This is a genomic window from Nodularia harveyana UHCC-0300 (genome assembly GCF_034931085.1).
GTDB lineage: Bacteria > Cyanobacteriota > Cyanobacteriia > Cyanobacteriales > Nostocaceae > Nodularia > Nodularia harveyana.
This window is the reverse complement of sequence record NZ_JAYGHG010000008.1, coordinates 1-12169: the sequence shown is the minus strand read 5'-3', so window position 1 is coordinate 12169 and position 12169 is coordinate 1. Positions and strand designations below refer to the sequence as shown.

General features: G+C 41.7%; 11 protein-coding genes. 6 read left to right on the top strand and 5 right to left on the bottom strand.

Annotation, left to right across the window (positions count from 1 at the left end; genetic code table 11):
• Positions 1-30: 30 nt before the first annotated feature.
• Positions 31-1593, bottom strand: coding sequence for a metallophosphoesterase family protein (locus tag VB620_RS07305; RefSeq protein WP_323195482.1), 1563 nt, complete (start codon positions 1591-1593; stop codon positions 31-33).
• Positions 1594-1599: 6 nt separating this feature from the next.
• On the bottom strand, positions 1600-2598 hold the full coding sequence (locus VB620_RS07300; RefSeq protein WP_323195481.1) for a YegS/Rv2252/BmrU family lipid kinase: 999 nt from the start codon (positions 2596-2598) through the stop codon (positions 1600-1602).
• Positions 2599-2778: 180 nt separating this feature from the next.
• On the opposite strand from VB620_RS07300, the gene hemC reads away from it, so the two are divergent.
• The 4 genes from hemC (at position 2779) to VB620_RS07280 (ending at position 7444) form a co-directional block, all read left to right on the top strand.
• The gene (gene hemC / locus VB620_RS07295) at positions 2779-3750 is read left to right on the top strand and encodes a hydroxymethylbilane synthase (protein ID WP_323195480.1); all 972 of its coding nucleotides are present in this window, start codon (positions 2779-2781) and stop codon (positions 3748-3750) included.
• Positions 3751-3869: 119 nt separating this feature from the next.
• A complete protein-coding gene (gene glgA / locus VB620_RS07290) occupies positions 3870-5285 on the top strand; it encodes a glycogen synthase GlgA (protein ID WP_323195479.1) in 1416 nt (471 codons plus the stop codon).
• A gap of 341 nt (positions 5286-5626) precedes the next feature.
• Positions 5627-6454: a M23 family metallopeptidase gene (locus tag VB620_RS07285; protein ID WP_323195478.1), complete on the top strand. Its 828-nt coding sequence runs from the start codon at positions 5627-5629 to the stop codon at positions 6452-6454.
• 117 nt (positions 6455-6571) lie between these two features.
• Positions 6572-7444 carry a peptidoglycan-binding protein gene (locus tag VB620_RS07280; protein ID WP_323195477.1) on the top strand — a complete coding sequence of 291 codons (873 nt, stop codon included), beginning with the start codon at positions 6572-6574 and terminating at the stop codon, positions 7442-7444.
• Here VB620_RS07280 and wecB read toward each other — a convergent pair.
• Together wecB and VB620_RS07270 are read right to left on the bottom strand one after the other, a co-directional pair.
• A complete protein-coding gene (gene wecB, locus VB620_RS07275; protein ID WP_323195476.1) occupies positions 7441-8547 on the bottom strand; it encodes a non-hydrolyzing UDP-N-acetylglucosamine 2-epimerase in 1107 nt (368 codons plus the stop codon). The two genes, VB620_RS07280 and wecB, sit on opposite strands and share 4 nt — an antisense overlap.
• 202 nt (positions 8548-8749) lie before the next feature.
• Positions 8750-9124, bottom strand: coding sequence for a hypothetical protein (locus tag VB620_RS07270; protein ID WP_323195475.1), 375 nt, complete (start codon positions 9122-9124; stop codon positions 8750-8752).
• Between the two features lie 734 nt (positions 9125-9858).
• Between VB620_RS07270 and VB620_RS07265 the strand changes: the two genes are divergently transcribed.
• Both VB620_RS07265 and VB620_RS07260 read left to right on the top strand, forming a co-directional pair.
• Positions 9859-11118 (top strand): type IV pilus twitching motility protein PilT, encoded by a 1260-nt coding sequence (locus VB620_RS07265; protein ID WP_323195474.1) that lies wholly within the window; start codon positions 9859-9861, stop codon positions 11116-11118.
• Between the two features lie 5 nt (positions 11119-11123).
• Complete coding sequence (locus VB620_RS07260; protein ID WP_323195473.1) at positions 11124-11924, top strand: circadian clock KaiB family protein; 801 nt, start codon at positions 11124-11126, stop codon at positions 11922-11924.
• 11 nt (positions 11925-11935) lie between these two features.
• Here VB620_RS07260 and VB620_RS07255 read toward each other — a convergent pair.
• The coding region (locus VB620_RS07255) for a zinc ribbon domain-containing protein (RefSeq protein ID WP_323195472.1) at positions 11936-12169 on the bottom strand (234 nt) is incomplete at its 5' end.

Genomic DNA, 12169 nt, shown 5'->3' with positions numbered 1-12169 from the left:
CTGATGTATATTGGCGGAAAAAAAAGAATTTTAGATGGTGAAAGGTTCTATTTCGTAATTATGCCATTGTCTTTGATACCATTCGGCAATTGAAGGACGGAGAATAAATTTGGGATGGCGATCGCCTGTAACATCTATGCGTAAACTTGAATAAGGTCGTCTTTTTTGAGAGCCTTGACCATTACGACCGATAAACAAATGCGATCGCGCCACTAATTTACTGCTATCTCCTACGGTTTCTCTTAAATCTCCCCCTTCGCTTCTTTGGCGACGTAGGCTATAGCCACTACCGCCACACACTACCCAATGAATATTAGCGTCTCCGTGTCCTGTATCCATTGTTTGCAGATGTTCTAAGCAATGAGCATGACCATTTAAGACTAAATTTACTAGGGGTCTTCCCTGTGTAAAATCACCGACTTCGGCGGCTACGGCATTCAGTACACCACGTAGGCGATCGCGTACTGCTAAAGTTTGGGCTTGTTGCCATTTTGTCGCTTCAGTCACATAGGGCGGATGGTGAAAATAAATGACTCTCCCCCGAATATCTGCATTATTCCAAGATTTAATTAATCTCTGTTTTAACCACTCCAGTTGTTCAATATCCGTCACGGTTTTCATATCCGTGTTTAATTGTTTTTCAATATCAACAATCAGTTCCTCAATTTGGGATATCTGACCCTGTAAATCATCTAGTTTCTCCGCATCACTGGGATTTTCCAGATTTAGTTGGGCGGAAGATTCAATGATTTGCAGCTTTTCTTGCTCAAATTCCTGAAGGTGTTTTTCTAAACGTCTGCGGTGTTCTCTTCCTTCGCGGGTTTTCGGGATTGGTGCTGGTTCATTAAATGTATTGGAATCTAGAGCAAAAAAGTCAATCCCGCCGTAGCAAAATTGATAATAGCGATTTGGTAAGCGGGTAAAGCTTCCTGGTTGATAATTCAAACACCGACCTGTATCTGTTTGCGCCGTATAATATTTATCTAAATGTTGCGCTAATTCATTGGGAATCTGCAAGGCTTTGAGATAGTCTAAAAATGCCTTTGCATAGGCGCTACCTTTTCTCGAACCATGTAAACCGACATCTAGATCTAATTGCGATCGCAATAAACGCCGCAGGGGTAAAGTAGTCAAGGAAAGCAAACTTAAAATAACTGGTAAGTCATAGTAATCATGATTTCCCGGTACTGGTAAGATGGGCAGATTAAACACCATCTGGTCATAATCAATCTTTTCTGGATCTTCTCCACCCACCAGAAACTCTCGGTATGGCTGGATAAAGTTCTGCTGGTAATATTCACTCGACCCCACCAAATAAATGACATCCCCTGTGTGCAGCATAAAACTACATTCAGAATGATGGGGTAACATTTGTTCTGCAACCCGTCGCTGGGGATTATGTCCCCGATGACTACGAGTACCACTGTCACCCACCACCAAAAAGGAAAATTCCGGATGATCACAGTGATTATCCGCCAAAACCAGCCGAGTTTGGTCGATACCCCGCTCCAAAATTAACGGATCTCGCCATTTTACCCTCTGCTGCATCTTACTAATTTTTTTAGCGATCGCGGGATCAGAAACCAGTTTCAAAACAATTTACTCCTCAATGTTATTTTCCATTACCTCTTCTTCCTGAGAATTTTTCATCTCCACAGTCAAATTCGGAAGTCCCTCTAGCTTTTCCATAGGACTAGTGGCTTGATCTCGGGGGACAAAAATTTTCAATCCTGCTGGTACACAATAAATTTCGACGGGAGTTGTACCGATGATTTCACCGTCTAAAACCACTTTTTGGGGCGGTTCGGCTGTGATTTTAAACTTATTTCCACGCAAGTAGCCAATATCATCTCGTTCTGCGGCGCTATTCATAGAGGCTGTTTGCAATAAATGAAACGTCGCAGCGATCGCACCGGCTTTGTTTTCTGGAGCCACTATTGTTAAATCTAACAATCCATCATCATAAATAATCCCGGCTGGCCCCTGGGCTAACACCGAACTAGGAGGAGCCGCATTCGCCACGGTGACAGCTGCGGCTGAGGTGCTAATGATTCTGTCCTCAGTCTCAATTTCTACATCAAAATTAGATAATTTCCGCAGTTGTTGCACCCCAGCTAAAACATAAGCCATGATCCCAAAGCGTTTTTTAGCTTCCCGGTCTGCCATTTCCACAGTTTCCGCCTCAAAGCCAATACCTACTAGGAGTACCATCGGCTTACCATTACAATAAGCTGCATCTACAAATCGAGTTGATCCCTCTAAAATCGTCTCACAAGCCGCCTCAATGGTATCAGGTATTCTCAACGCGGCGGCGAAAGCATTGGCTGTTCCCCGTGAAATTATTCCCAAAGGAATCTCCGTACCTACTATAGCCATAGCTGCGGCTGACAAAGTACCATCTCCCCCAGAAGCAATAATTGCTTCCACACCCCGTTCTACAGCTGCTTGAGCTAATTCATCAGCACCAACTTCCTTGGTGGTTTGATAAATATCTAAGTCAATTTCTGGCTCTAATAATGACCGAATTATCGCCAGTTCTTCTTCAGGATCACCTTGACCTGCTACCGGATTAAATATAAGGCAAGCGGAACGCTTCATAGGGGGGAATTAAGTTTTATTAATCAAGATATCAAATTATATTCAATTAGGAAAAATGTAAACAAATGTAAAAAAACCAGAATAAAGTTTACTTGAATTAGAAAATAACAATCCGGAGACTTACCCACTGCGGTAGTCTAGATGAGAATAAGTTTATCGCCTGGTTTGACATATTGTTTTATGACTTCAGTTGTTTCCACTGCTGCACGCACTATCCGCATTGGTTCTCGTAAAAGTCAACTGGCCCTAGTTCAGACTTACTGGGTACGAGACCAACTCCAAAAAAGTTTTCCTGACATCACTTTTGAAGTCCATACCATGTCTACCCAAGGCGACAACATCCTGGATGTAGCGTTAGCGAAAATTGGCGACAAAGGACTATTTACTAAAGAATTAGAAGTGGGAATGCTAAATCAAGAAGTTGATTTTGCAGTTCATTCTCTCAAGGATCTGCCTACTAATTTACCAGAAGGTTTAACTCTGGCAGTAATTACAGAACGGGAAAACCCAGCCGATGCCCTGGTGGTACATGATAAATATAAAGATAAACAAATTGAAACTCTGCCAGCAGGTGCTGTCATTGGCACATCATCTTTAAGAAGATTAGCGCAGTTACGCCACAAATTCCCCCATTTCACCTTTAAGGATGTCCGGGGAAATTTAAATACACGCTTGAGAAAATTGGATGATGGCCAATATGATGCTCTGATTTTAGCCGCCGCCGGTTTACAGCGCTTGGAAATGAGCGATCGCATCCATCAAATTCTCCCCCAGGAAATTTCCCTCCACGCCGTCGGACAAGGGGCTTTAGGGATAGAATGCCGTGCCGATGACACAGAAATCATCTCCATCCTCAAAGCTATTGAACATACTCCTACACGCGATCGCTGTCTCGCTGAAAGATCATTTTTACGCATACTTGAAGGCGGTTGTCAAGTACCCATCGGCGTAAATACAGAAATAGATGGTGATCAATTAACCCTCACCGGCATAGTCGCCAGCATCGATGGTCAAAAACTCGTAAAAGACACCGTTACAGGTGCGGCTGAAGATGCCGAAAAGCTAGGCGCAGAGCTAGCAGACTTGTTAAGAAAACAAGGCGCACAGGAAATCTTAGAAGAAATATTTACCGAGATCCAACGGGGTTCCTAAGATATTCGGTAAAGAGATGTGATTAGATAAGTAATCAGTAAGCAGTAAGCAGTCAATAGTGAAAAACTGATAACTGATAACTGATAACTGATCAGCAGAACCAGGGAATAAAAACTACCATGCGGATTCTATTCGTTGCAGCAGAAGCAGCTCCGGTTGCAAAAGTCGGAGGAATGGGGGATGTTGTCGGCGCATTACCCAAAATCTTGAGACAAATGGGGCATGATGTTCGCATTTTCTTACCTTATTACGGCTTTCTCCCAGACAAAATGGAGGTTCCTGAAGCACCGATTTGGAAGGGATCTGCCATGTTTCAGGACTTTGAAGTTTACGAAGGCATTTTACCTGGTACTGATGTTCCCTTGTACTTATTCGGACATCCTGCCTTTTTACCCCGCCGCATTTATGGTGGTGAAGATGAAGACTGGCGCTTTACTTTCTTTGCCAATGGTGCAGCTGAATTTGCCTGGAACTACTGGAAACCAGAAATTATCCACTGTCACGATTGGCACACAGGCATGATTCCGGTATGGATGCACCAAGACCCAGATATCAGCACTGTCTTTACCATTCATAACCTCGCCTATCAAGGGCCGTGGAGATGGTATTTAGAAAAAATTACTTGGTGTCCTTGGTATATGCAGGGACACAACACTATGGCGGCGGCCGTACAATATGCCGACCGGGTAAATACAGTTTCTCCCACCTATGCAGAACAAATTAAAACCCCTGCTTACGGCGAAGAACTAGAAGGTTTGCTGTCTTTTATCAGTGGTAAACTATCCGGAATTATCAACGGTATCGACCTTGATATTTATGACCCGGAAAAGGATAAAGCCATTAACCAAAACTTTACCATTGATACCTTGGATAAACGCAAAGCCAACAAAATTGCCCTCCAAGAAGAAGTAGGTTTAGAAGTTAACAGCAAAGCCTTTTTAATTGGCATGGTAACCCGGTTAGTAGAGCAAAAAGGCATTGATTTGGTCGTGCAAATCCTTGACCGTTTCATGGCTTATACAGATGCTCAATTCGTGTTATTGGGAACAGGCGATCGCAACTACGAAACCCAAATGTGGCAGTTAGCATCCCGCTACCCCGGACGGATGGCCACTTATCTGCTATACAACGATGCCCTATCTCGGCGGATTTATGCCGGTGCTGACACCTTCTTAATGCCTAGCCGCTTTGAACCCTGCGGTATTAGTCAAATGATGTCTTTGCGTTATGGTTGTCCCCCCATTGTTCGCCGTACAGGTGGATTAGTTGACACTGTACTCCACCACGACCCCATGAACGCCGCCGGTACTGGTTATTGCTTTGACCGTTATGAACCCCTAGACCTGTTCACCTGTATGATTCGGGCTTGGGAAGGCTTCCGTTTTCAACCCCAATGGCAGCAATTACAACAACGTGGTATGAGCCAAAACTTCAGTTGGCATAAATCTGCCAAGGAGTATGTGAAGTTATATAAATCGATCTTAGGCTTACCAGAAGCAGATGAGCAGCCACAACCAGAATTAGTCAAACAGTAACCAATCGACAAATCTTCATTTTTTCCTAGTTTTATCACTCATGACGCTACTGTGGTGTTCATGAGTTTTTTTTAACGCAGAGTTTCGCAAAGGTGAACGCAAAGGTACGCAGAGGTTTCGAGCAAATTATGTTTCTTATAGCAGGGAACAGGGAACAGGGAACAGGCTTAAAACTCGCTAATTGAAAGGGTTTCATGATTGATTTTTGTCCTAACGTCCTTGGCGGTTGCTATAACTGATAACTGATAACTGTTAAAAGTTGCCAATTTGACATATCTATTTTCCTGATGTTGACAATATTTGGTTGAAATAACACTTAGTCATTAGGTGTGTAATTGATCATGTTGATAAGAAAAATTAATCTTCTTAGCTATGGATTGATTAGTTTAATTAGTTTAATTATTGTCCTCACCTTTAATATTTCTGCTTCGTCTCAGTTAGTCGTAGTTTCCCCCAGTGAGTATCTTAATATTACGTCTGATCAGTTGATCTGGCCGACTCAAGGGTTGATTTCTCAAGGCTTCCACGAATATAAACATGAAGGAATCGATATTGCTGGATCTGCGGGAACTCCTATTTTTGCGGCTGCATCCGGTGTGGTTGTGAAAGCGGGTTGGGATAATTGGGGATTAGGAAATGCTATAGAAATTAAACATTTTGATCAAAGTGTCACAGTCTATGGCCACAATCGGCGTTTATTGGTTACTCTGGGTCAACAGGTTACTCAAGGTGAAATTATTGCCCAAATGGGTTCTACTGGTAATAGTTCAGGACCTCATCTGCACTTTGAATTTTATCCTAATGGTCGGGTAGCTGCTGATCCGATGAAACTCTTGGCCTCTGTCACAACAAAACAGCAAGTTTTACCACCACAAGCACCAACAAGGGTTACTACTCAATGCAGTGGAATGACAATTCTGGAAGGTGAAACTACCAGTAATCTGATTAAAATTTGTCAAGAAAATGCTGAGTTATTTTATATCGGGCAGTTAAAGGCAAATTCAACTACACCCATTAAAATTCCAGCTTGGAATATTGGGAAAGATAAATATCGGGCTGATAATGGTACTTTTACTTACTTGGTTAATCCCTCTAGTATTGAAGTCTGGCGCAATGGTGTACAAATTCGGACTGATATGTTTTCTGCTGCCAATTCATGGGAAAATTGAACTTTTTTAGTAATGGGAATCGGACTATTATTGTAATTTTAAATAATCTAAAATTAAATAGGGCAAAATTAAATAGTTCTAGACAAATTTTCGATTGATTTCATCAAGGAGTAAATTATGGACTACATGGCTTATTCTCATATGTTCATGGCTAACGAAGCCGCTAATGAGGATGTTGAAGATAATCTTCCTAATTTTGAATTGGAGTGGAAAAAACTCTTTGGTCTTTCTACAGTAGTTACAGGTAATGCAAATGATCTGCCCAAGTTTACATTTCACTGGCTGAATTTTCTCAAATCTTCTGCTTGGTTAGCTTTAGCTGGCATGAGTATCTTTTTTGCTACAGTCTCCCACGCTCAGACAGCTTCAGTAGCATACGTAACAACTAACGGTAGTTGTCTACGTGTCAGAGAAGATGCCAACCTCTACTCACGAGTTTTGGATTGTATCCCTAATCGTACCCAAATAACGACTACGGAAACTATCAATGGTTTCGCTCGGCTATCTCCTAGTGGATTCGTTTCTAGTAAATGGATTGGTAATACACCAAATAATCGACCTGTTAACACTGGTAGTAATACAGGTGGGCGAGTTCTTTTAAGTTTCGGATCTCGCGGTTCGGCGGTGAGTGAGGTTCAAAGAGCTTTAGGTGTCCAACCCACTGGTTATTATGGCTCTACTACTACTCGTGTAGTCCGACAATTTCAGTCTCGGAATAATTTACGTGTTGATGGTATTGTCGGCCCCCGCACTCGCAATGCCATCTTTAGAAATAACAACTACGGTGGTACAGGTGGTCAAGTTCTTTTGAGCTTCGGATCTCGCGGTCCGGCGGTGAGTGAGGTTCAAAGAGCTTTAGGTGTCCAACCCACTGGTTATTATGGCTCTACTACCACTCGTGTAGTCCGACAATTTCAGTCTCGGAATAATTTACGTGTTGATGGTATTGTCGGCCCCCGCACTCGCAATGCTATCTTTAGAAATTACTAGAAATAATTTTGCACAATTTCTAAAATACGTTCGGCTGCATGGCCATCGCCGTAAGGATTTATGGCGTTTGCCATTGCTTGGTAGACTTGGGGGTAACTGAGCAATTCACCAGCAGATTTAACAATTTTCTCGGTGGTAGTTCCCACAAGTTTAGCTGTACCAGCAGTCACAGCCTCTGGCCTTTCAGTAGTATCTCTGAGAACCAATACTGGTTTTCCCAGGCTAGGGGCTTCTTCTTGTAAACCACCAGAATCAGTTAATAAGAAATGCGATCGCTCAATTGCTCCCACCAGTTCGCCATAATCTAAAGGTTCAATCAAAAAGATACGCGGATGATTTCCTAAAAGTGCTTGTAACGGTTCTCTGACTGTGGGGTTACGGTGCAGTGGTAAAAGTAAGGCTGTATCAGGAAACTCATCTAATATCCGTAAAAATGCTTGCGCGATCGCTTGCAGTGGTTCTCCCCAATTTTCCCGCCGATGGACTGTAGCTAACAATGTGCGATATGAGTTCCAGTTTAAACCCGGTACATTACAGGCGGGTTTGCTGGCAGCCACATTTAACAGCGCATCAATGACAGTATTACCTGTGATATGGATTTCTCCCAACACCCCAGAACGTTTTAAGTTCTCCGCCGCCCAAGGAGTAGGGGCAAAATGCAACTGAGTCAGTTGAGAAATCAGTCGCCGATTCGCTTCTTCTGGATATGGATTCCATAAATCATCAGTTCTTAACCCCGCTTCCACATGACCAACCGGGATTTTTTGATAAAATGCTGCCAAAGCAGCCGCGAAAGCCGTAGTCGTATCTCCCTGGACTATGACTAAATCCGGCTGACTTTTTTGGAATAACTTTTCTAAACCTTGTAAACTGCGACAAGTAATATCATTTAAAGTTTGCTGAGGCTGCATAATCTCTAAATTATCATCAGCCTTCAAATTAAATAACTGCATCACTTGCTCAACCATCTCACGATGCTGTCCAGTTAAAATTACCTGCAAGTCAAATTCCGGCGACTTTTGAAATACTTGAATGACTGGAGCTAGCTTAATCGCTTCCGGACGTGTACCCAAAATAATGCCAATTTTCTTTTTAATAGTCATTTTTTAACAAAATATAAATATACAAAAATAGTAAAACTACACTTTGTGGGATATATCTACTCAAAACTATAGCAATCTTAGTTAAAATTACCAATTTTAAAATTCCCTACCTCCAAGATAGCGGGATTATAAATAAAAAAAAATATGAAAAAACCCGGCTTAACCGGGCAGACGCTCTGTTTGTCGAATTGATGAGAATGAACTATGCCTTGATATCACAAGTTAAAGGACAAGCTGCATATACAGAAGTCTGCATTTGCTCCGCTTCTCCATGCAACCAGCTCAACCACTTGACTTCCTTCGGATGTACACCTTTAAAAGTCAACACTCCAGCAGCAATCATTACCGCCAAGACATTAAACATGATTAAACAGCCTGATACGAGCAAAACTGCACTAACAGGCATTACAGATTGCAACACAATTGACAACAAGCATCCCACCGTAGCCATCAAAAAGACTAATGGAAAACCGACAACCAGCAAGCATACTGCCAATGTGAAAGTCCAAATCAAAAAACTTTTGATCATCATCAAGGAGTAGGTCTTTCCTAGATTAGAGCTTTGAGCCGAAACCATGACTTTTCCTCCCAAAAATATATAGCAAGGTTTTAATTTCAGTCATATATCGTTTTTAAGGATTTAACTGAATTCTCTAATTGAAGTTCCAGTATATAAAAACCTATTTATAAAATGAGCATTTTTTTACTAAACTTTACACTTGGTTTTTTAGAATGATCAATGTGAAGTGAATTTAACATTTAATTTATGACCTAGCTGATGGCATATACCTTGAGGAATAGAGCAGGATACAGCTTTCCTCTGCCAGCACGTTTTCGACTGCTCTATTCAGTTTTTGTTAACATTTCTTATAAAATAGACTACTAGCTCTCATAATTCTCAGGAAAGGTTGACAAATTTCCTAACTCCCTAGAACCCTTTTTACTTGCTATGCTTTTTTTCCTTTCGCGCCTACGTCATTTCATAATTTTGTTTGCCTAAGTTATGATTCTGCGCAACTTCATTTCCTCTGATTTGAAACGCAATTTACTTACGTAGAAAAACTCATATATAAATATACTTTTAATTATCGTTATATATACTGTAGGAGTTATGTGGATGTAGTGTGTTAAACAAGTCTATATAAGGAGAAATGAAAAACACTTTTTTTGAGGCTTAAAAATATACAAATGGAAAATATAATTTAACGGATTTTTTCCAGGCAATTATTCAGTAGCTTTTTTATCGGCTCTAGAGTAGCCACAAGAGATTTTTCTGATTTTCAGTTGACTAGTCCCCAATTTTAAAGTTATATGACAGAATCCAAGGTTCCACCAAATTCAAATTCTGCTGTTACCCAAAAGGTGCTGATACCGCCACCTCCTCCAGCGTTTGTTCCACCACGTCAATCTACACAAACGTTGGATATGTCAGAGAATAAAAATTCCAGCCATCGTCCTGGTACTGCGCCACCAATGCCTAGTTCTGTAACTGCCAAAACTACTACCGGTCCGAAGATCACTTTAGCAGAGATTATTAGAAAAGCTTATGATTTAGAGTATTCTGATGTTCACTTGGGAGTAGATGAAATCCCTCGTTTCCGCAACCGGGGAGAAATTCAAACCACTGATTATCCCAAAACCGATGCAGATACTTTTATGAGTTGGTTGCGGGAGATATTGACAGATCCAGAAATTCAGCATTTTCAAGAACATTTAGAGTTTGACGGAGCAACTCAGTACGATTTTGCCCGTGTGCGGATTAATGTTTTTGGCTCCCTGAAAGGCTATGCAATGGTGCTGCGGTTAATTCCTCTGAAAATATTGTCTATGGAACAGTTGAGATTACCGCCAATTTTTCGGGATATTTGCCACTACCACAAAGGATTAATTTTAGTTACTGGGCCAACTGGTTCTGGTAAATCGACGACGATGGCGGCGATGATTGACTACATCAATCGAGAGATGCCTAAACATATCATCACCATTGAAGATCCTATTGAATTTGTCCACCAAAGTCGCAAATCTTTAATCAGACAACGGGAAGTAGGAATGCACACCCGTAAATTTGACAATGCTTTAAAAGCAGCTTTACGGGAAGATCCAGATTTGATTCTGGTGGGGGAAATGCGCGATAAGGAAACGGTGAATACTGCCCTGAAAGCTGCTCAAACTGGTCACTTGGTCATGGGAACTCTGCATACCAATAGTGCGGTGAAAACTATTGAACGGATTCTCAATCTTTATGCAGGTGAAGAACAAGACGCAATGCGGGTGGCAATTTCTGAGTCTTTGGTATCAGTAATTGCTCAAGGTTTATGCCGCACAACTGATGGTAAGCGGGCGGCTTTTCACGATGTCCTGATTAATACTGAGGCTATTAAAGAATGGATTAAAGATGGTAAGTATGATGAAATTACTGAGCTGATGAAGCAAGCCAGTTTTGACGGTATGATTACTATGAATCAATCTTTGCTTAATCTTTACCAAGAAGGTCGGATTACAGAAGAAACGGCTTTGGAAATGTCGCCGACTCCTAATGAAATGGCACAGTTCCTCCGAGGACGAGTTTAGGTAAAATGGGGGGTGAAACAAAGTTTTCCCTCAACCCTGTACCTGACTTGACCACAGATAAACTATCTAAACCCCAATTGTTTAAAGGGATTGCCCTTTTTACACCAGGAGGAGATTTAATTTACTGCATCGACCCTAATAAGCAGGGTCGATGGCATTTGCATTTGTGTTCTGCTTTGCAGGAAATCTTAGATTTACCAGAACCACCACATTTTTTAGTACCTTGTTATACTGCAACTGTTGATCACTGGTTAGATCCACAGACGCATCAAGTCCGAACTTTTGCTGAAGCGTATCCCTCTGTGATCCGACATCAGGCTGTACTTAACGCTATTTTTGGTAAGGAGTTAGTTTGGCAAACAGCACCTTGGCCGGAGGGTTTGTGCGATCGCATGGTATTATCCACTTATCGCTCTACTTTTCCTCAACTCTGGGAAGACCATGATTTAATTGTAGATTTGGATTGTTCCCAAGCGAAACCAAAGTATTATCCACCTGTGATACCGACCGAAAAGTTACAATTAGAAGCAGAATGTTATGTTTTGCGCCTATTTGTGGCTGGACATAGTATGAATACCCAACGCACTCTTCACAATCTCCATGAAGTTTTAGAGCGATCGCTAGGGTATCCTTACACAATGAAAGTTATTGATGTTTTAACGAATCCTGAACAGGCGGAAATAGACCAAGTTTCGGCAACTCCGACTCTGGTTAAGGTCTGGCCGCAACCAATTCGGCGCATTGTTGGGGATATAGATAATGTGGATAAACTTTTACAGATGTTAGGTGCTACGGAAAAAATTTGACACTCCTCAGCCTAAAGGCGAGAGGATTCTTCATTCATAGACCCAACTTGCTCATACAGGATTTCTCCAGTATGAGTAGAGGTAGAATCTCCTGAAGCGTTCACCTCGACTACGCTCAGTGAGCGAAGCCGAACCGAAGTTCCCGTATGCCCTACGGTACTCAAGGCTAATTGCAGAATGTTGATAGCAGCATTCCAATCTCTATCCAAACTAAAGCCACATTCACAAACATGAGTTCTCGTTGA